The following is a 19,817-nucleotide window of genomic DNA, read 5'->3' as shown; positions in this document are numbered from 1 at the left end:
AGGAAGGACGCCGACAGACAACGACTGCCTCAGCCCCAGCACGTTTCCAGGCCATCGCTGGATGAAACCGAAGGGATCTCCTCTACCGGGGAATCGGTGATCAGCTCCACCCCGGTATCGACGAAGTCGAGCCCGTCCGATGCCTGCGGCCTTTCACCGGTCTTGGCGTAATTGACGATCGTCTCGACCCCCATGGATGCCATCCGCAAGGGGAACTGCATCGAGGTGGCACCGATCACGCCATCCGCGACGTTGCGCACGCCCGGACACCCGCCATCGACCGAGACGATGGTCACCGCATTCTCTCGGCCGGCGGCTTTCAGGGCTTCATAGGCGCCGGCGGCAGCCGGCTCGTTGATGGTGTAGACCAGGTTGATGCCGGGATCCTTCTGCAGCAGGTTCTCCATGGCCCGCCTGCCACCCTCCTCGGAACCCTGGGTCACGTCGTTGCCGACGATACGCGGGTCGTCTTCGTCGCCGATGTCGTTGGGGTCGTTGAGATCGATGCCGAAGCCCTGCAGGAAGCCCTGGTTACGCGCGACGTCGACGGTGATCTCGCTGGTGCTCAGATCCAGCAGCGCGATTCTGGCATTGTCGGCCTCGTCGCCCATTGTGGCCCGGGCCCATTGGCCGATCAGTTCACCGGCCTTGAAGTTGTCGGTTGCCAGGGTGGCATCGGCGGCGTCAGCCGGGTTCAGGGGGGTATCCAGGGCGATGACCATGACCCCAGCTTGGCGAGCACGCTCGATGGTGGGCACGATCGCCACCGGGTCGTTGGGGGTGATCAGGATGCCCTGAGCCCCGGCAGAGACCAGGTTCTCGATGGCCTGCACCTGCGAGTCGTTATCGCCGTCGAAGCGGCCGGCAAAGGTGCGCAGCTCGGCACCCAGCCTATCGGCCTGAGCCTGGGCGCCCTCGCGCATCTTGACGAAGAAAGGATTGGTATTGGTCTTGGTGATGAGGCCCACCAGTACCTCGTCGGCCATTATCGTCGGCGTGACGAAGGTTGCTGCCAAACCCAAGGTCAGCGCGGATAGAGACTTCTTCATGGTGTGCTCCTGAGCGTTGTCGTTATACCAGTGACACGAGACACCATGGCCGCGGGATGCTAACCAACGATTTCATCGCCGCAAGGCGATGTGAAATATTTGAAATATTCGTCGCCGGACTTCAGCAGTCGGGGGAGGGAGCGGCGAAAAAGGCTTGCCATTGCTCGGGACGGATCGGCTTCTGCAGGAAAGCGTCGCCCATGGAGAGCCCGTACTCACGCTCCAGCGCTTCGCGCGGCATGCCCGACGCCAGCACGACCGGAATCTTGGGCCAGTGGCAGCGCACCTGCTCACGCAGGTCGACCCCGCTGAGCGCACCGTTCAAGTTGACGTCGGTGAGGACCAGGCCCGTCGACGCGGCATTGTCACGTAACCAGTCGAGCGCCTGTTCGGCATGGCGGAACGACTCGACGGGACGGTGGGCGGCGATGAGTTCCGCTGTCACCCGCCTGACCTCGGTGTCGTCTTCGACCACGACCACGCTCTTGTCGATCGGAACCGTCACGGCGAGCACGGACGTGGCGGCAGGAAGGGGAGGGGTCGTGAAGTCTCGTACCGGCCAACTCAAGCGCACCGCCGTACCCTGTCCCGGTTCGGACTCCATGCTGAACTCGCCGCCACTTTGGGTGACGAAGCCATACACACTGCTCAACCCCAGGCCACTGCCCTGGCCCATGGGCTTGGTGGTGAAGAAGGGCTCCAGTACCCGCGCTTGCAGCTCGGCCGGTATGCCTTGGCCGGTATCGCTGACGGTGATGGTTACTACCGGCTGCTCGCCTGGTGTGAAGCCGGTGGCAATGATGAGTTGGCCGCCCTGTGGCATGGCCGCACTGCTGTTCAAGGCCAGGTTGAGAATCGCGTTTTCCAGTTGCGAAGGATCGATATAAAGCCGTGTGTCCGGGGCCTGCAGTCGGATCAGCAGTTGGACATGCGCCGAGACGCTGTACTCGAGCAGCTCTTCAAGACCGTCGATCAGGGCATCGATATCGACCCATTCCGGCTGCAGGTGCTGCTTGCGACTGAAGGCGAGCAGGCGCTGTACCAGCTGGGTGCCCCGTTCACCGACATCCAGGGCGCGCTCGGTATATTTACGAGCCCTCTCGGGCAGGGCGGTCTGCTGTTCGAGCAATTGCAGGTTGCCGAGAAGCGCCGCCAACAGGTTGTTGAAGTCGTGGGCCACGCCGCCAGTCAGCTGGCCCAGGACCTCCATTTTCTGGGCTTGCTGCAGTTGCTGCTCGATCGTCCGCCGGTCGCTGAGGTCGCTATAGAGGGTCACGAAGCCGCCACCGGGCATGGGTTGGCTGCGAAACTCGATGACCCGGCCATCGTCGTAATGGCGCTCGAAGCTCTGGTAGACCTGATGACGGCGGACGTTGATCGTGTTCATGTCGACCGAGTGGTTGGCCAGCGTCACGTTGCGATGAGGATGCCGTGCCATCTGACGCTGTACCTCGGCCAAGGGCATGCCAATACTGATCGCCCCTTGAGTCAGGCCGAACATGTCCAGGTAGCGGCGGTTCCAGGCAATCAACCGGTCGTCGGCGGAAAAGACGCTGAGCCCGTCCTGGATTTCGTTGAATACCGTCTCCAGCAGGTGCTTCTGGGCGCGCAGTTCGTGCCCCGCCTGTTCGATGCGCCCGGCGTGGTCGCGAAAGACTTCGTAAGCCCTGGCCAGCGTTCCAATTTCGTCGTGACGGGTGATGGCGATATGTTTGGGGGCTTCACCGCCCTGCGCCAGTTGCACCATGTCCTGCGTGACGACCCCCAGGTCGCGTATCGTCTTCAGGTTGCCCATGTAGTGCAGGATGACGCCCAGGATCAGCAGCCCGGACATCAGCATCATGCCCAACAACACACGGTCGACCTGGGAGTGGACCGTTTGTTGCTGGATCACGACCTGGCGCTGCAGGGTACTGGCGAAGCCGTTGACCTCGCGGGTCAAGCGCTCGGATCTGGCCCGCAGGCTGGCCAGCAGGAACGCTTTTTGCTGGGTGATCTGTGCCATTTGCGAGGCACTGGCTTCCGCCAGTTCCAGTAGCCGCTGATAGGCCGAAGCCTGCGGCATCTCCGGATCTGGAGGCTCGGCCAGTATGGCCCACTGTTCTATCCACTGGTCAGGATCGCTGAGTCCTTGATAAAGCGCTTGCAGTATCTGCCAGTGTGTCAAGGATGGCTCCCCTCCGACTCCGGCACCTTGCCCGGCGATCTGGGTAACTTCGAACTGGGCCGTCAGCAGATCCTCGCGAATGAAGAGCTCGGTCTCCATCAGGTCGGTCAGGCGGTCGATATCGGCTTGCAACGCGTTTAGCTGAGCTTCCAGCATCTGTCGGAAGGAGCGGTCGCGGATCGAGGCGGCCACTGCCACCAGCGATTGGAAGCGCTGGGTCAAGCGGTCACGTTCGATCTGCAGCAAAAAGGGTTTGGCGGCCGAAGCCACGTAGGGCGCCAGGGCGGCCAATTGCGCCACTTCCTCGGATAGCGTCAGCGCGGTGCGAATCTCCGGCAACGTACGGGCCTCGAACTCGCTGACGGCATTGCGGGTCTGGGTCAGGCCGAACCAGGCGACCAGCACCAGGCCGATCGCCAATAGCGTTGCCACGACCAGTGCCACCTGGGCACGACGCTGCAATGTCCAGCGTCCCATGTCAGCGTTTGCGAACCTGGGCTTGGAAGACATAGCCCAGGCCTCGTTCGGTCAGAATGTAGCGGGGACACTTGGGGTTGGCTTCGATCTTGCGGCGCAGGCGCAGAATCAGCACGTCGATGCTGCGGTCGAAGGAGTCGCTATCGGTGCCACGGGTGCGCTCCAGCAGGCTATCGCGGCTGAGTACATGATTGGCCGAGGTGACCAGACTTTCCAGCAGGTTGTATTCGCCGAAGGTAAGATTGACCGGTCGATTGTAGGGGTTGTAGAGCACGCGCCGGGTCAAGTCGAGCCGCCAGTCGTCGAACCATAGGCATTCGTGATCCTGGTCGGCGACGGCTTGCAGCGTCACGCTGAGTAGCTTGGAGCGGCGCAACAGGGCATGCACCCGCGCCATCAGCTCACGCAAATTGAAGGGTTTCATCAGGAAGTCGTCGGCCGCTACCTCCAGGCCCAGGATGCGATCGGTTTCATCCCCTTTGCCGGTCAGCATCATGATCGGCACCGGGCTGGTCGCTCGTATCTCGCGAGCCACTTGCAGGCCGTTCTCGCCGGCCAGTTTCAGGTCGAGCACGATCAGGTCCACAGGGTCGCGGACAATCAATTCATGTAGTGCCTGGCCACTTCTCAGGGCACTGACCCGGTAGCCCTCCTCTTGAAGGATATCCTGCAGGACATCCAGCATATCGACTTCATCGTCTACCACGGCAATGTGGTACCGGGCATGGTTCGTCACGGGGTTGGGTGTTGTCATTGTCTCTCCCGCCGGGGCGCAAGCGCCCCCGACCTGTCGCGAATGAATCCTTGCATCGACATGTTAATGGAAGATTTCAACATTGCCGGTGTGAACCGTCCATTGAACGATTCGGATCATGGCGTTGTTGAGACATTGGTGTGGCTTTCCCTGGGTGTGGCTGTGCGGAAGGTGTGGCTTGCGTTATCTTGAGCCTCGATGTCCACCGTCTCATGCTGCCAGGAGAGCCCCATGCCCGTGATGACCGCCGCCGCCATCGAGGATTTTCTCGACGAAGTGTTTCCCCAGCGCGCCGGCACCATCGAGGCGGTCGACCATATGCGGGCGACCATGAGCCTGGCCATCGAGGATGAACACCTGCGGCCGGGGTCCAGCGTCTCTGGGCCTACCTTGATGGGGCTGGCCGACGTCTGCCTCTACGTGGCGATCCTGGCCCAGATCGGCCCCGAGCCGATGGCCGTGACCACCGACCTCAACTGCCATTTCCTGCGCCGCGCCCGCGGCGACCGCGACCTGATCGCCAACGCGCGCGTGATCAAGCTGGGCCGGCGCCTGGCGGTGGGCGAGGTGCAGCTCTTCTCTGCCGGCGACGAGCGCCCGGTGGCCCACGTCACCGCCACCTACGCCATTCCCGATTCGGACGATTGAGGGGCGGGTCTGGCGCGCAGCGTACAGATGGCAAGCGTCAGCCAGCCGGCGATCATCAGCACGCCGCCGAATGGCGTGATCATTCCCAGGCCGCGCAGCCCGGTCAGCGCCAGCGCATAGAGAGAGCCGGAGAACAGCAGCATTCCCGCTGTCCAAAGGACGAGCACGAGGTACTGGCCGCGGGTTGGCCGCGCGGCGCGCCAGGCCAGCACGCCGAGCATCGCCAGGGTATGCCACATCTGGTAGCGCACACCGGTCTCGAAGGCCGCCATCAGCCGCTCGGGCAACTGACCCTGCAGGGCATGGGCGGCGAAGGCGCCCGCCATCACCGCCAGCGCGCCCGATAGCGCCGCCAGGCACCACCACCCGCGATCGTGCATTCGTGTTTCCTCCTGCGGAAAGGGATTGCCGCCTACCGTACCGCGGGGGGCGCTAAGGGGCTACAATATCGGCCCGCGACACTCGTCAACGTAGAGAGGACGCCATGCAGATCCAGCTCAACGGTGAGGCCCGCGACCTTGCCCCCGGCCTCACGGTGGCGCAATTGATCGACAGCCTCGGCCTGAGCGGACGGCGCATCGCCGTCGAGCGCAACGAGGAGATCGTGCCGAAGAGCGAGCACGGCACCACCCCCCTGACCGACGGCGACCGTATCGAAATCGTCCACGCCATCGGGGGCGGCTAGAGGCGCTCCTGCCCGACCGTTTCCCGATCCAGACTCCGCTACAGACACAGGCCCATGCGATGACAGACTACTTCCAGGATCAGCCGCTGCAGATTGCCGGCCACGCCTTCACTTCCCGCCTGTTGGTCGGCACCGGCAAGTACAAGGACTTCGACGAGACGGCCGACGCCATCGTCGCCTCGGGCGCCGAAGTGGTCACCTTCGCCGTGCGCCGTACCAATCTTGGCCAGGAGGCCGGGCAGCCCAACCTGCTCGACGTGGTGCCGCCGGAGCGCTTCACCCTGCTGCCCAATACCGCCGGCTGCTACACCGCCAAGGATGCCGTGCGTACCTGCAAGCTGGCGCGTGAGCTGCTCGACGGCCACAAGCTGGTCAAGCTCGAGGTGCTGGGCGACGACTCGACGCTCTACCCCAACGTGACCGAGACCCTCAAGGCGGCCGAGGAGTTGATCCAGGACGGCTTCGACGTGATGGTCTACACCAGCGACGATCCCATCGTCGCCAGGGAGCTGGAGCGCCTGGGCTGCTGCGCCATCATGCCGTTGGGTTCGTTGATCGGCTCCGGCCACGGCATCCAGAACCCGCACAACATTCGCCTGATCATCGAGCAGGCCAGCGTGCCGGTGCTGGTCGATGCCGGGATCGGTACCGCTTCCGATGCCGCCATGGCCATGGAACTGGGCTGCGACGGCGTGCTGATGAACTCTGCCATCGCCCATGCGCGCCAGCCGGTGCTGATGGCCAGCGCCATGAAGAAGGCCGTCGAGGCCGGCCGCGAGGCCTTCCTCGCTGGGCGCATGCCGCGCCGACAGACTGCGGACCCCTCCTCGCCCTTTGCCGGCCGCATCAACGGCTGAACCACCGGAGCAGCTGCGAATCCCATGAGTGATCTGCACCACGACACCACCACCGGCCCGCAGGGGCCGGATGCCCCGCTGCATCGTCGCGGCATCAAGAGCTACGTACTGCGCGCCGGGCGTATGACCCAGGCCCAGACCCGTGGCCTGGAAGAGGTCTGGCCGCGGCTGGGCCTGACCCTGGCAGACGGATACCAGGACCTCGATGCCCTGTTCGGGCGCCGCGCGCCGCGGGTGGTGGAGATAGGCTTCGGTATGGGCGCCTCGCTGATCGAGCAGGCCGAGACTCATCCCGACACCGACTTCATCGGCATCGAGGTGCACGCCCCTGGCGTGGGCAAACTGCTCGACGAGGCCGACAAGCGCGGCCTGAGCAATATCCGTGTCTATCGCGAGGATGCCCTGGCGGTGCTCGAGCAGTGCCTGCCGGAAGCCAGCCTCGATACCCTGCAGCTGTTCTTCCCCGACCCCTGGCCGAAGAAGAAGCACCACAAGCGGCGCATCGTCCAGCCCGCCTTCGTCGAGCTGATTCGCAGCCGCTTGAAGCCGGGTGGCAAGCTGCACATGGCCACCGACTGGCAGGCCTATGCCGAGTGGATGGCCGAGGTGATGGCGGCCGCGCCGGGTTACGTCAATACGGCGACGCCCGAGACGGCGCCCTATGTGCCGCGTCCCGAGTTTCGTCCGCTGACCAAGTTCGAGGCGCGCGGTGAGCGCCTGGGACACGGCGTGTGGGATTTGATCTTCGAGCGCTGCGAATAGCCAGGCCGGCACCGACGCCGGCCAGCACCATGCCAATAAGCCCTGTCGGGCCAAGGCGCTCGCCGAACATCGCCGCGGCCCACAGCAGCGTCACTCCCGGCGTCAGGTGCACCAGCGCCGAGGTCAGCGTGACGCCCAGCCGGCGCAGGCTGGCGACGAAGAAGCCGTATCCGCCCAGGCTCGACAGCACCACCAGCCAGCCGATGGCGGCGAGGAAAGAGGGTTCCAGCGTCGGCGGTGACAGCTTTCCTCCCTCCACCACCAGCGCGGCCAGCAGGAAGATTCCCGCGGCTGCGAGCAACTGGGCCAGCAGCGTGGCCGATAGCGGCATGGCGGGCGCCTGACGCACCGCCAGTACGCTGCCAAGCGTGACCGAGACCACCGACAGCAGCGGCAGCAGATAGGCCCACCACGGCGCGGCCAGCGGCTGTTGCATGTCGGCGGCCACACACAGCGCCACGCCCAGGGTGGCGATGACCATTCCCAGCCAGCCACGCGGCCGCAGGCGTTCTCCCAGCAGAGGGCCTGCCAGCACCGCCGCCAGCAGCGGCTGCAGGGCAGTGATCAGCGCCGTGACCCCGGCGCTGACGCCCAGGTCGATGGCAAGGATCACGCCCAGCAGGTAGCCGCCCATGGTCAGGCTGCCGACGGCCATTTCCCGCCGCATGTATTCCGCCCTCGGCGCTTCGCCGAGCCTCCACCGGCACCATAGGGCGACCAGCAGGGCGGCCAGCAGAAAGCGCCAGGCGAACAGGCTGAGCACCGGGGTGTCGAGTGCGCTGGCGAGCCTGCCACCGACGAAGCCCGAACTCCAGCACACCACGAAGCCGGCAGCGATCAGCAGCGATAGGGCTTGCTGTGGCATCGTCGTCCTCCTCGGTTTCCAGGAACTTGAGCCTGACGGCCAACCAGGTTTCAATGAAGCGATATTTTTTGCAGGTAGAATTCAATATGGCTGAAGTCTCGACGGCGACACTGGATCTCGAACTGCTACGCAGCTTCCAGGCCGCGGCCCAGTTCGGCTCGCTGGCGGCGGCGGCCGAACAGCGCCACCGCACCGTGAGTGCCATCAGCATGCAGATCAAGCGCCTGGAGGCGCTGCTCGACGCCCGGCTGCTGGAAAGAGGGCCCCGTGGCGTCGTGCCTACCGCCACGGGGGAGGCGCTGCTGCAGGAAGCGCGTGAACTGCTGCGCATGCACGACGGGATCATCGCCCGCTATGCCGGGCGTGGCCTGCGGGGGAAGGTTCGCTTCGGCCTGCCTGAGGATTACGCCCGCGAGCTGCTCGGCGACGTGTTGCCCGAGTTCACCTCGCGCCATCCCGAGGTGTTGCTCCAGGCGGTGACGGCCACCAGCGGCGAACTGGCGCGACAGCTGGGGCGCTCGCGGCTGGATCTGGCCGTGGTGCTGGACCGCCCCATCCCGATTTCCGGTGGTGAGCCGCTGTGGCGCACCACGCCGGTGTGGGCCGCGCCGCGGGCCGCCAGCCTGACCGAGCGGGCCAGTCTGCCGCTGGCCCTGCATGAGGTCGATTGCCCCTACCGGGCGCTGGCGACCGAGGCATTGGAACGGCTGGGCAGGCCCTGGCATGCGGTATTTACCAGCACCAGCATCCACGCCATCGAGCGTGCAGTGGAACAGGGCCTGGCGGTCAGCGTGCTCGATCGCGAACGCTTGACCCCAGCCATGCGCGAGCTGGGGGAGGCAGAGGGGTTACCCGTTCTAGGACGCTGCGAGGCACGGCTGCACTTTGCCCGGCTCGTCGAACCAGGCTCGCGGCCTGCCGCGGAGGCGCTGGCCGAACTGCTGCGCGAGCGCCTGCGCGGGCGGGGACCTTGGCGCGGTGCCGTATCGTCTTGAGTTAGAGAGCGTAGTAAAAAGCAGCAATGAGGGGTGTTTTCTGAACAAAAAAAGCGCCTCCAGAGGAGGCGCAGGCAAGACCGTGACTAGCAATGAGGGGGAGAAACCATAGCGGGAAACTGGCGGTTCCCCTAATGGCCGTGATGCCTCATCAACACCACGCATCCAATGTAATTCATTCTCATTATCGATGTCAACACGAATGCGAATGTTTTTTATTTCAGCTTCCTGCAAGATGCAGCCATAGGGGTAGAGTGAGCATGGCAAGCAGCGTCTGGCCGGTAATCAGTGCGGCCATCAGCTCGGCATCGCCGCCCAGCTGGCGCGCCAGGATATAGGCCGAGGTGGCGGTGGGCAGGGCGGCGAACAGCAGCGCCACGTCGCGACTGACGGCATCCAGCCCCAGCAAGAGCGCCACGCCGAACACCAGGGCGGGCATCAGCACGAGCTTGACCAGATTGGAGGCCCACACCCCACGGTCGATTCGCAGCAGCGCCTGCGGGCGCAGGGCGACGCCAACTGCGACCAGACCCAGCGGCAGGGCGGCCCGCCCGAGCAGCTCCACGGTCGCCCCGCTCCAGCCGGGCAGGCCGATGCCGGTGAGGTTGAGGCCGATGCCGGCCAGGCAGGCCAGGATCAAGGGGTTGCGTACCAGCGCCGCCAGGCTCTTGCCCAGGCTGGAGGGACCAAGGGTGCCGGCGGCAATGAAGCTGGCCACGCACAGCACGTTGACCACCGGGACCATCAGCGCCACGGCAACCGCTGCCACCGTGGCACCGGCCGAGCCATGCAGCGCGGCGGCACCGGCAACCCCCACGTAAGTATTGAAGCGAAGCGCGCCCTGGAACACCGAGGTAAAGGCCGCGGGCTCGAGGCCCAGGCGACGCTGAGTGGTCCAGAGCACCCCAGCGAAGATCAGCATGCCGCCGAGCAGGGCAACTGCCAGGCGAACCACTGGCACTTCGCCCACGTTGGCGGTCGCCAGGGTAGCGACCAGCATGGCGGGAAAGAGCAGGAAATAGATGACCTTTTCGAGCTGCGCCCAGAACTCGCCGTTCGGCTGGCGTAGCCGTCCCAGGGCGGCGCCGAGCAGTATCAGTAGGAACAGGGGGCCCAGCGCATCGGCAACGCCTTCCATCTCGGTATCCTTGATCGTCTGACTTGACCGACACAACCGTTAAACCCTGCGACAACGGTACACGTCAGGCCGGGTGGCAAATGCTGGTAAGCTTACCGTCTATTGCCGTCCAAGGAAGTGCTGCTTTCGCTGCCATGTCTTCGCCCACCTCGCCCGATGCCGGCGAGCCCCGCTTTCCGGGGCTGCGCCTGATGATGCTGGCCACGCTGCTGACCCTAAGCGTGGCGCTGTGGTATTTGCTGTCGCACCTGGTACGCGGTGATCCCGATGTCGACTGGTATTTCGCCACGCTGCCCTGCGACCTCCACCAGGCTGCCTGCAGCGCCAGCCTTGGCGATGGGCGCACGCTCACCCTGAGCGTCGAGGCTCCCCGGGGCATCCATGCGCTCGAACGCCTGCCGCTGACGGTACGCGTGGATGGCATCGAGGTGCGGTCGGCCAGTGTCGATTTCGTGGGTCGCGACATGGACATGGGCTTGCATCGCTTCCCCTTGAGCAAGCAGGATAACGGTCGTTTCGAGGGGGTTGGCCAGGTGCCGATCTGTACCGAGTCGGTCATGCCCTGGCAGGCTCAGGTCGTGGTGGAAACCCCCGAAGGCCGGTTGGGAAGCCGATTCGATTTCACGGTGGAGCGGAGTTTGCCATGAAGCGGCAACGTATAGGGGTGGCGCTGGGCGCACTGATCGTCGTGGTGGTTCTCGGCGGTCTGTTTGGTTACCAGCAGCTACAACAGGCCGATGACGGCAGCCCGCGGGGCGGGCCGGTGGAGCTGCCCTCGACCCAGGGCGATTTCTCCCTGACCCAGCTCGAGGACGATCAGTTGGCCGTGCTGTTCTTCGGCTACACCTACTGCCCGGACGTGTGCCCGATGAGCATGGCGGTCATGCGTCAGGTGATGCAGAGGCTGGACGAGGAGCAGCGCCGTCGCGTGGTCCCGGTGCTGGTTTCGGTAGACCCCGAGCGCGACACGCTGGAGCGCCTCACCGAGTACGTGAGCTATTTCGGTGACGACTTCATCGGCGCTACCGGCAGCCAAGAGCAGTTGGAAGAGCTGGCCGATCGTTATGGCGTGGTCTGGCGTCGGGTGGAAACCCCCGACTCGGCGATGGAGTACACCGTCGACCACAGCTCGTCCCTCTATCTGGTCGATCGCGAGGGCAGGATTCTCCAGCGGGTACTCTACTCACCGACGCCGCATGCGCTGCGCTCGGCGCTGGAGCATGAACTCGGCGGTTGAGGCTGCCCGCCGCGCCGCCCTCCATCCATTGGATGCTCGAAGCCTACTCTTCCTCTTCCGCAGCTTCCTCGAGCCGCTCGATCATGCCCATCAGCGCCTTGATCTGGGTGCCTTCCCGGGTGTCATGCAACGGGTCGAGCTGCCAGGTACTTTCGGCAAAGCCCCACCAGTCCCAGCAGCCCTGGGGGTTGGCAAGGCTGGGGCTGGCCTGGGGATAGAGCACCACGCGGCGATTGGCTGCGGCCCACTCGTTCAGGCCGCTGTAGCGGACGAAGGCCTCGTCGATCTGCCCTTCGGTCATGCCACAGCCATGCAGGGCCAATGTCAGGCTGCAGCCCCCCGACTCGCAGCCCTCCGGAACCAGCACGTAGCCGGCATCGCCCAGGCCACGGGCATCGAACGGGGTCTGGTCGAAGCGCAACAGTTGGGTTGACGATATGGCTTGCGCTGGTTCCAGCGGCCCATGCAGCCAGGCCAACGCCTCACCGGCCACATCCATGCCGCAGGCCAGAATGTGGGTGCCGCCGCCGCTACGGCACTCGGCCAGCTGGTTGTGTGGAATCCGCTCGTTGCTCTCGATGGGCCAGCCATGGCCGACGCCGGGCGACTGGACCACCTTCAACTGCTCCTCGGGACTTGCCAGCCAGCCGGCCAACTGCTCGGCCAGTGCCATGCCGAGAGAGGGGGCCACTACGCTGTCCGCTTCACCATGCCAGACGAAGGCGCGCAGTGCGGCAAGCTCTTCGGCTTCTCCCACCAGCCCGCGGGACTGATAGTCGCGCAGGTGCACGTTCAGGCCGGCAAGGTCGGGCGGCCCTCGCCGTGTCGCCATGCACTGGCCGAGCGCCTGGCCCAGGCCGCCCTGGGCGCAGCTCCACGGGCCTGCGGCAAGCACCGCCACGCCCTGAAACCGTTCCGGCCAGGCAACGGCCAGTTGCGTGGCCATGTAGCCTCCCGAGGAGATGCCGATCACGCTGAGGTCGCCAGGGGCGGTGGCGAGCCGGGGCAGCTCCGGCAACCGCTCTTCGGCGTTTGCGGCGGACACCAGCAGCAGCCCGGCGGCCAACAGGAACGAGGCTTTCATTCGCCAGGCGTCATTCCATGACATCAAGCAGTTCGACGCGGAAGATCAGCGTCTCGTTGGGGCCGATGGGGCCCTGGCCCTGGGCGCCGTAGCCGAGTTCCGGCGGAATGAAGAGCATCCAGGTATCGCCCACGCTCATCAGTTGCAGCGCTTCCTGCCAGCCCTCGATCACCTGATCGACACGAAAGCTCAGCGGCTGACCGCGCTCGAAGGAGCTGTCGAATACCGTGCCGTCGACCAGGGTGCCCTCGTAGTGCACCTCGACATGCGAGCTCGGCCCGGGGCTCTCGCCGTCGCCATTCTCCAGCACTTCGTACTGCAGGCCCGAGTCGGTCGTGGTGACCTCCTCGCGCTCGGCGTTCTCGGCCAGGAAGGCCTGCCCTTCGGCGAGATTCAGCTCGGCCATCTCCTCGGCCTCGGCTTGGCGAGCGGCCAGCGCGTCCTGCTGGAATTTGCTGAGGGTCGCGGCCATTTCATCCGCTTCCATCGCCAGGTCGTTGCCATCGATGAGGTCGCGAATGGCGTCGGTGAAGGCCTCGACATCGAGGTCGGGATACTCCTGGGCAATGCTCTGGCCATAGGCGACGCCCAGGCTGTAGCTGAGGCGTTCGTCCTCGGTTTCCGGTGCAGCCAGAACGAACGGCGCCGCGGCCACCAGGGCAACCAAGGAGGCGGAAGTCAGCAGTGTCTTCATGCAGAGTCCTATCGAGTAGTCATTGAGCGGCGTGCAACAGTATTCGGACTCTATCAGGGCAGCGAGGGTTCCGCACCCGCGATGCTGCCGGTCACGGCAGGCTCATACCACCAGGGTGGGGCAGTGAGCGGAACCCGCGACACGTTGCGCCACGCTGCCCAGCAGCAGGCTCTTCTCGCCGTTGGTGCCCTGGGCGCCGATCACGATAAGGTCGCACTCCCGCTTGCGCGCGAAGCGCACGATGGTGCGCGAAGGGCGCCCGCCCTTGACGAAGGCGCGCAGCCGGGCCGGGTCGGCGCCCAGCTCGACCGCTTCGCTCTTGGCGTGCACGGCGACCTCGGTGGCGTACTCCTTCAAGGCATCGTCGGGAATGTCGAGCTTCGCCGGTCGCACCATGGAGAGCGATGCCTCCAGCAGGCTGTGGTGCTTGAACACGCACAGCACGTAGAGCTCGGCACCGGTCAGCAGATGCAGACCCACGGCCTTCTGCAGCGCCTTCAGGGCGCCCTTCGAGCCGTCCACCGGTACCAGTATGCGATTGAACATCTCAGCGTCTCCTCAGCATCGGGGTGGCCCGCTAGCGGAAGGCCAGGTCGCGCAGGAACAGCGCGATCTGCGGGAACATGATGATCAACGCCGCCGACAGGATCAGCATGAAGACGAAGGGCGGCGTGCCGCGGATCACCTCCCAGTAGGGTCGCTTGAAGATGGCGATGGCGGTGAAGATGTCACAGCCGAAGGGTGGCGTCGCCGAGCCTATTGCCACCTGCAGCGTGATCAGCACGCCCACCAGCACCGGGTCGAGGCCGGAGGCGGCGATCGCCGGGGCGAAGATCGGCGTCAATACCAGGATCACCACGATGGGATCGACGAACATGCAGGCAATGAAGAAGGCTATGGAGATGGCCACCAGCACCCCGATGGGGCCCGCCTCGTTGATGCCGAACGCCCCCAGCAGGGTCTGCGGAATCTGGGCGAAGGAGATGATCCAGGAGAAGCCGTTGCCCACCGCCACCAGAATGAAGACCACTGCCGTGATGAGGCCGGTGGACTTGGCGATGGTGTACATGTCCGGCAGCTTCAGCGAACGGAAGACCACGAATTCGAGCAGCACGGCATAGAGCACGCAGGCCGCGGCGGCCTCGGTGGGGCTGAAGATGCCGCCATAGATGCCGCCCACGATGAGTACTGGGAAGCCCAGCGGCCACAGTGCATCGCGTACCGCGAGTGCGCGTTCCTTCCAGCTCGACTTGGGCTCGGTGGGAACTTGGTGGACGATGGCGTAGATGATGCAATAGACCGAGAACATGGCCAATATCAGCAGGCCCGGGCCGATCCCGGCGATGAACAGCTCGCCGATCGACGTACCCGAAATGACCCCGTAGATGATCATGCCGATGCTCGGCGGTATCAGGAAGGCGATGTCGCTGGAATTGATGATCAGCGCCAGAGTGAAGGAATCCTTGTAGCCGGCCTTGAGCATGCGTGGCCGCAGCGGCGAACCCACTGCCACCACGGTGGCTTGGGTCGAACCCGATACGGCGCCGAACAGGGTGCAGGAGGCGGCGGTACTCACCGCGAGCCCGCCCTTGATATGGCCAACGAAGCTCATGACCATGTCGATCAGGCGCCCGGCCGACTGGCCGCGGGTCATGATGTCGGCGGCCAGGATGAACATCGGCACGGCGATCAGCGCCGTGGGGCGAATGCCCCCCATCATCTGCTGGATGAGCGTTTCCATCTGCCCGAAGCCGCCAAAGGTCATGTAGAAGCCGACGAAGGCAGCCGTCGCCAGCGGGATCATCATCGGAAACCCCAGCAGCAGGAGCACGATCATGATGGAGAGTATGATGGGTGTCATGGTTATTGTTCCTCGCGCCCTGCGTCAGACTTCCGTTTCGGTATCCTTGTAGCCATCGACCACATGGGTCGATAGATAGACGTCACGGGAGGTGAGATTCTTGATCGCGGTCAGCAGATATTGAATGCCGGTAATGGTGAAGCCGACGGGCACCCAGAGGTAGATCGCCCATACCGGGATGCTCAGCGAAGGCAGCACGCGACCGCGGCCGTAAAGGGTCTCGATATAGCCGATCGAGAAGTAGCAGAGCACGAACATCACCAGTGAAGTGAACAGGCTGATCGCAATCATCAACCAGCGGCGGCCGCCGGTAGGCAAGGCATCGTAGATCGCCGACATGCGGATATGACGACCGTGACGGGCTGCATAGCCGAGCCCGGCGAAGGTGATCATCACGATCAGGATGCGGTTGATCTCCTCGGAGAAGTGCAGACTCTCGCCAAAGGCGAAGCGACTGATCACGTTGGCCACGGTATTCACCGCCATCAGGATCACGCCCAGCGCCAGAATGACCGACTCGGCGCGGCTGATCCATGTGTCGACGATACCGAGCGGGCCGGGGAGCGTGGAACGGTAGTTCTTTTCCGAATCTTCTTCTGTCATGCGACCGGTCTCCTGGGGGGACTTCCCTGCAAGGACTCCCTGCAAGACTTCCTGCAAGATAGTGAAGCGTCATTTCCCTCGCCAAAGGGTAAGCGACATGAGTCCGGCAAAAGTGCGCCGGCTTCAACGCTGTTTGGCCGGGGTAACGCTCTGGCCGTAAACACGAAGGGGCAGCCGGCCGGCTACCCCTTCATGCATTTCACGGTGAGTGGCCCGTGCTTGCGGGGTTACTCGCCGGATACGGCTTCCAGGTCGGCCTTGAACTGTTCGAGCAGCTCGCGACCGCGCTCGCCGGTCATTTCGATGAAGCGCTCCTCGACCTGGGGTGCACGCTCGCGGAAGGCCTGGATCTCGTCCTCGTCGAGGCGTGTCACGGTGACCTCGCTGGAGGCTTCCTGGATCTTCTCGAGGGATTCGTCGGCCAGACCGGAGATGTGCTCGATGGTGTGGTCGTAGGCCGCATCGGCTGCGTCACGCACCAGCTGCTTATCCTCCTCGGAGAGGCCGTCGAAGAAGTCCTGGTTGGCCATCATCGCGGTGGTGAACCAGCCATGGCCGGTGAAAACCAGGTGCGGAGAGACCTCATAGAGACCGCCGGACTCGATCCAGAAGATCGGGTTCTCCTGGCCTTGGATGATGCCGGTCTGCAGGCCGCCATATACCTCACCCCAGGGCAGCGGGGTCGGCGTGGCGCCGAAGGCCCGGTAGGTCTCGGAGAGCAGCGGGTTGGTCATGGTGCGGATGTTCTTGCCGCGCAGGTCTTCCGGGGTACGGATCGGTTCGTCCACGGTGACGACCATCTCGCCTTCCGGGTACATCTTGAGCAGCTCGAGGCCCTGCTCGGCGTAGAGTTCCGGGAACGTCTCGTTGATGGCCACGCTCTCGTCGAAGAACTTCAATACGGTTTCTTCGTCGGTGGGCAACAGGTAGGGAATGAAGAAGATCTGGGCTTCGGGAATCAGGGCGCCGGTGAAACCGGGGGACTGGTTGACGAACTGCAGGATGCCGGCCTGGGTCTGCTCCATGATATCGTCGGATTCACCTAGCTCGCCGAAGCGGTAAACCTGAACGGTGTGGTCGGAGTTTTCCTCGATGTATTCCTTGAAGGCGACGGCAAATACGTCCTGAACGTCACCCTCGAATTCCTCATGCGCATAGCGCCAGTTATCGGAATAGGCGGCAGCCGACATGCCGAACAGCATTGCGCCGATACTGGCAGTGGTCAACAGCTTGGTTGCCTTCATTATTATGTTCTCCTCGCAGGTTGGGCCCGTGAAAAAAGCGATATCAACAGGCATCGGTAGCCACAAAAGGCTACACAGCTTTTTTCAGGCTAGCGTGCCCCCTACAGAGGGTCAAGCTGGCATTCGAGGGTTTGAGCTGCCAAAAGTTGCGCTTTTTTCTGTAATTTCCAGCGACTTGCCAGAGAATTTTCGAGACTTGGTGCAGCAGTGGTTAGCACTGCCAGATGCTCGGTCTGCTCGGCCAAGCGCTGGAGTCGCTGCAGGGTTTCACGCTCGGCCGCCAGTTCGGCCTGCTGGATTCGTCGACGCACCTCGGCAGTGCCGGGGCTGTGGGCAGCCTCGGCCTTGAGCTGGCGACGCAGGCCACGCAGCGGTAGCGTCACCTCTTCCTGCCAGCGGCGAATGGCCATGAGCCCGGGCGGTTCTTGTGCCAAGGTCAGGCGGTGGCGATAAAGCCAGCAGTGCCAGAGTAGCTCGCACACGTCGACGCCCGCTTCGTCCTGCAATAGCAGGCAGGCGGCTTCCACGCCGGGGCGGCCATAGAAGGCCAGGGCAAAATCCCACAGCGGGTCGGCGCCAAGGCCGGCCCGCAGAGCGGCGCCCGTTGCGGTAGAATCGTTCTTCATGATCCGGTCGCCGCCGCCGGGCCCTGCTAGCAGGCCCTGTGCGGCGTCGTCACCCTTTCTGCCAGTTGGAGCCTGCATGATTGCACTGCGCCAGGTTGCCCTGCAACGCGGCACCCAGACCCTGCTCGAGGATGCCGAGCTGACCCTGCACGCCGGCCACAAGGCCGGCATCGTCGGCCCTAATGGGGCTGGCAAATCCAGCCTGTTCGGCCTGCTACTGGGCACGCTCGGACCCGATCGCGGCGAGATCGAGATGAGCGGAGGGCAGCGCATCGCCCATATGGCCCAGGAGGTCGATGCGCTGGATCGCGCCATCGTCGACTATGTGCTCGACGGTGACCGCGAGCTGCGTCAGGCCGAGGCGGATCTGGATGCGGCGCGTGAGCGCGGCGATGCCCACCGCGAGGCCGAGCTGCACGGTCTCATCGAGGCGCTGGACGGCTACAGCGCTCCTTCCCGTGCCGCCCAGCTGCTGATCGGGCTGGGGTTCACCCAAGCCGACCTGGCGCGGCCGTTGTCGGCGTTTTCGGGTGGTTGGCGAATGCGCGCCAACCTGGCGCGTACGTTGTTCATGCCTTCGGACCTGCTGCTGCTCGACGAGCCCACCAACCACCTGGACCTCGATGCCCTGCTGTGGCTCGAGCAGTGGCTGGTGCGCTATCCCGGCACGTTGTTGCTGATCTCCCACGACCGCGACTTCCTCGATGCGGTGTGCGACCACATCGTCCACTTCGATCGGCGTCGGCTGGTGCTCTACCGGGGCAATTACTCCACCTTCGAGCGCACCCGTGCCGAGAAGCTGGCGCTGCAACAGGCCGAAGCCGCCAAGCAACAGGCGCGCCGCGAGGAGATCGAGCAGTTCGTGGCGCGTTTCAAGGCCAAGGCGAGCAAGGCGCGCCAGGCCCAGAGTCGCATGAAGATGCTCGAGCGAATGGGCGATATCGCCGTGGCCCATGCCGACTCGCCGTTCCATTTCACCATTTCCGCCTCGGACAAGACCTCCCACCCTTTGTTGGTACTCGATCAGGCCCGGCTCGGCTATCGGGACGAGGCGGGTCATGAGAAGGTGCAGCTCGATGAGGTCAAGCTGACCCTGCTGCCGGGGCAGCGGATCGGCCTGCTGGGCCCCAACGGGGCCGGCAAGTCGACCCTGATTAAGTCGCTGACCGGCGAGCTGCCGCTGCTGGCGGGCAGGCGCATCCCCGGCGAGCATCTGGCCGTCGGCTACTTCGCCCAGCACCAGCTCGAGGGGCTCGACATGGCGGCCACGCCGTTCATGCACGTGCAGCGGCTATCGCCCACTGCCAGCGACCAGGCGATTCGCACCTTCCTCGGCGGCTTCGGCTTCAAGGGGGACGACGCCTTCGGCGAGGTGGGACGTTTCTCCGGTGGCGAGAAGGCGCGTCTGGCGCTGGCCCTGGTGGCGTGGCGCAAGCCCAACCTGCTGCTGCTCGACGAGCCGACCAACCATCTCGACCTGGAGATGCGCGAGGCGCTTACCGAGGCTCTGGCCAGCTTCGAGGGCACGGTGATCCTGGTCTCCCACGACCGTCACCTGCTGCGCGCCACCGTCGACGAATTCTGGAAAGTGGCCGACCACCGCGTCGAACCCTTCGACGGCGACCTGGAGGATTACCGCGCCTGGCTCAAGGCGCGGCTGGAGGGCGAGCGCCGTGAGGCACGGGTCGACAAGGCCGAGCGGCAGGCGGAGAGCGCCGCGCCCAAGGAGGACCGCAAGTCGGCCCGCCGCGCCGCTGCCGAGCTGCGCGAGAAGCTGCGCCCGCTGAAGAAGGCGCGCGATCGCGCCGAGCAGGCGATGGAGAGGGCGCAGGGCGAACTCGCCGTAGTGGAAGAGGCGCTGGGCGAGGCCGAACTCTACACCGACCCGGCGCGCAAGGCCGAGCTCACCGAGCGGCTGGCCCGCCAGGGCGAGCTGAAGTCGCGGCTGGAAGAGTTGGAAGCCGAGTGGCTGGCCGCCGAGGAGGCGCTCGAGGCGATGGAGGAAGCCGAGCTTCGCTCGGAGACATAAGACGCGGCTACGCCGCTCGAAGAGGGAAGACCGGCGCTTCGC

20 protein-coding genes and 1 pseudogene are annotated in these 19,817 nt (G+C 64.8%); 8 read left to right on the top strand and 13 right to left on the bottom strand.

Features of this window, described 5'->3' with window-relative positions:
- Positions 1-29 precede the first annotated feature (29 nt).
- The 3 genes from ACUY1T_RS08190 to ACUY1T_RS08180 form a co-directional block, all read right to left on the bottom strand.
- Positions 30-1,049: a substrate-binding domain-containing protein gene (locus ACUY1T_RS08190; protein ID WP_446021728.1), complete on the bottom strand. Its 1,020-nt coding sequence runs from the start codon at positions 1,047-1,049 to the stop codon at positions 30-32.
- Positions 1,050-1,170: 121 nt separating this feature from the next.
- Positions 1,171-3,693, bottom strand: coding sequence for a PAS-domain containing protein (locus tag ACUY1T_RS08185; RefSeq protein ID WP_446021726.1), 2,523 nt, complete (start codon positions 3,691-3,693; stop codon positions 1,171-1,173).
- 1 nt (position 3,694) lies between these two features.
- Positions 3,695-4,447: a response regulator gene (locus ACUY1T_RS08180; protein ID WP_446021725.1), complete on the bottom strand. Its 753-nt coding sequence runs from the start codon at positions 4,445-4,447 to the stop codon at positions 3,695-3,697.
- A 231-nt stretch (positions 4,448-4,678) separates the two neighbouring features.
- Here ACUY1T_RS08180 and ACUY1T_RS08175 point away from each other — a divergent pair, with 231 nt between their 5' ends.
- A complete protein-coding gene (locus ACUY1T_RS08175; protein WP_434233119.1) occupies positions 4,679-5,095 on the top strand; it encodes a PaaI family thioesterase in 417 nt (138 codons plus the stop codon).
- On the opposite strand, the gene ACUY1T_RS08170 is transcribed toward ACUY1T_RS08175, so the two are convergent.
- Positions 5,068-5,475 (bottom strand): DUF423 domain-containing protein, encoded by a 408-nt coding sequence (locus tag ACUY1T_RS08170; protein WP_446021723.1) that lies wholly within the window; start codon positions 5,473-5,475, stop codon positions 5,068-5,070. The genes ACUY1T_RS08175 and ACUY1T_RS08170 overlap by 28 nt on opposite strands.
- Positions 5,476-5,579: 104 nt before the next feature.
- On the opposite strand from ACUY1T_RS08170, the gene thiS reads away from it, so the two are divergent.
- From thiS to trmB, 3 genes are read left to right on the top strand one after another with little or no spacing between them, the layout of a single operon-like run.
- Positions 5,580-5,780: a sulfur carrier protein ThiS gene (gene thiS / locus ACUY1T_RS08165; RefSeq protein ID WP_263581705.1), complete on the top strand. Its 201-nt coding sequence runs from the start codon at positions 5,580-5,582 to the stop codon at positions 5,778-5,780.
- Positions 5,781-5,839: 59 nt separating this feature from the next.
- On the top strand, positions 5,840-6,637 hold the full coding sequence (locus ACUY1T_RS08160) for a thiazole synthase (RefSeq protein WP_446021721.1): 798 nt from the start codon (positions 5,840-5,842) through the stop codon (positions 6,635-6,637).
- A 24-nt stretch (positions 6,638-6,661) separates the two neighbouring features.
- Positions 6,662-7,399, top strand: coding sequence for a tRNA (guanosine(46)-N7)-methyltransferase TrmB (gene trmB / locus ACUY1T_RS08155; RefSeq protein ID WP_446021719.1), 738 nt, complete (start codon positions 6,662-6,664; stop codon positions 7,397-7,399).
- Between the two features lie 10 nt (positions 7,400-7,409).
- Here the strand turns inward: trmB and ACUY1T_RS08150 are convergent.
- Positions 7,410-8,264: pseudogene (locus ACUY1T_RS08150) on the bottom strand (DMT family transporter); the annotation flags it as partial.
- Positions 8,265-8,350: 86 nt separating this feature from the next.
- Here ACUY1T_RS08150 and ACUY1T_RS08145 point away from each other — a divergent pair.
- Positions 8,351-9,259, top strand: a complete 909-nt coding sequence (locus ACUY1T_RS08145) for a LysR family transcriptional regulator (RefSeq protein ID WP_446021717.1) — start codon at positions 8,351-8,353, stop codon at positions 9,257-9,259.
- Between the two features lie 220 nt (positions 9,260-9,479).
- Here ACUY1T_RS08145 and ACUY1T_RS08140 read toward each other — a convergent pair whose 3' ends face one another.
- Positions 9,480-10,397 carry an AEC family transporter gene (locus tag ACUY1T_RS08140; RefSeq protein WP_446021715.1) on the bottom strand — a complete coding sequence of 306 codons (918 nt, stop codon included), beginning with the start codon at positions 10,395-10,397 and terminating at the stop codon, positions 9,480-9,482.
- A gap of 134 nt (positions 10,398-10,531) precedes the next feature.
- On the opposite strand from ACUY1T_RS08140, the gene ACUY1T_RS08135 reads away from it, so the two are divergent.
- Positions 10,532-11,044: a hypothetical protein gene (locus ACUY1T_RS08135; RefSeq protein ID WP_446021713.1), complete on the top strand. Its 513-nt coding sequence runs from the start codon at positions 10,532-10,534 to the stop codon at positions 11,042-11,044.
- A complete protein-coding gene (locus ACUY1T_RS08130; RefSeq protein WP_446021711.1) occupies positions 11,041-11,634 on the top strand; it encodes an SCO family protein in 594 nt (197 codons plus the stop codon). Before ACUY1T_RS08135 ends, ACUY1T_RS08130 begins: the two co-directional genes overlap by 4 nt.
- A gap of 43 nt (positions 11,635-11,677) precedes the next feature.
- Here the strand turns inward: ACUY1T_RS08130 and ACUY1T_RS08125 are convergent, their stop codons facing one another.
- From ACUY1T_RS08125 to ACUY1T_RS08095, 7 genes are all read right to left on the bottom strand, one after another.
- Positions 11,678-12,718, bottom strand: coding sequence for a prolyl oligopeptidase family serine peptidase (locus ACUY1T_RS08125; RefSeq protein WP_446021709.1), 1,041 nt, complete (start codon positions 12,716-12,718; stop codon positions 11,678-11,680).
- Positions 12,719-12,728: 10 nt separating this feature from the next.
- The gene (locus tag ACUY1T_RS08120) at positions 12,729-13,412 is read right to left on the bottom strand and encodes an FKBP-type peptidyl-prolyl cis-trans isomerase (RefSeq protein WP_446021707.1); all 684 of its coding nucleotides are present in this window, start codon (positions 13,410-13,412) and stop codon (positions 12,729-12,731) included.
- Between the two features lie 102 nt (positions 13,413-13,514).
- A complete protein-coding gene (locus ACUY1T_RS08115) occupies positions 13,515-13,958 on the bottom strand; it encodes a universal stress protein (protein ID WP_446021705.1) in 444 nt (147 codons plus the stop codon).
- 31 nt (positions 13,959-13,989) lie between these two features.
- A complete protein-coding gene (locus tag ACUY1T_RS08110) occupies positions 13,990-15,273 on the bottom strand; it encodes a TRAP transporter large permease (protein ID WP_446021703.1) in 1,284 nt (427 codons plus the stop codon).
- A 24-nt stretch (positions 15,274-15,297) separates the two neighbouring features.
- Complete coding sequence (locus ACUY1T_RS08105) at positions 15,298-15,876, bottom strand: TRAP transporter small permease (RefSeq protein ID WP_446021701.1); 579 nt, start codon at positions 15,874-15,876, stop codon at positions 15,298-15,300.
- A 227-nt stretch (positions 15,877-16,103) separates the two neighbouring features.
- The gene (locus ACUY1T_RS08100; protein ID WP_446021700.1) at positions 16,104-17,120 is read right to left on the bottom strand and encodes a TRAP transporter substrate-binding protein; all 1,017 of its coding nucleotides are present in this window, start codon (positions 17,118-17,120) and stop codon (positions 16,104-16,106) included.
- Positions 17,121-17,221: 101 nt separating this feature from the next.
- Entirely contained in the window at positions 17,222-17,746 is a 525-nt protein-coding gene (locus ACUY1T_RS08095) for a TIGR02444 family protein (RefSeq protein ID WP_446021698.1), read from the bottom strand.
- A 76-nt stretch (positions 17,747-17,822) separates the two neighbouring features.
- Here ACUY1T_RS08095 and ACUY1T_RS08090 point away from each other — a divergent pair, with 76 nt between their 5' ends.
- Positions 17,823-19,775 (top strand): ATP-binding cassette domain-containing protein, encoded by a 1,953-nt coding sequence (locus ACUY1T_RS08090; protein ID WP_446021696.1) that lies wholly within the window; start codon positions 17,823-17,825, stop codon positions 19,773-19,775.
- Positions 19,776-19,817: the final 42 nt, after the last annotated feature.

Source organism: Billgrantia sp. Q4P2 (genome assembly GCF_052806135.1).
Note: the sequence above shows the minus strand (reverse complement) of the source record. Positions and strands in the feature narration are given on the sequence as shown.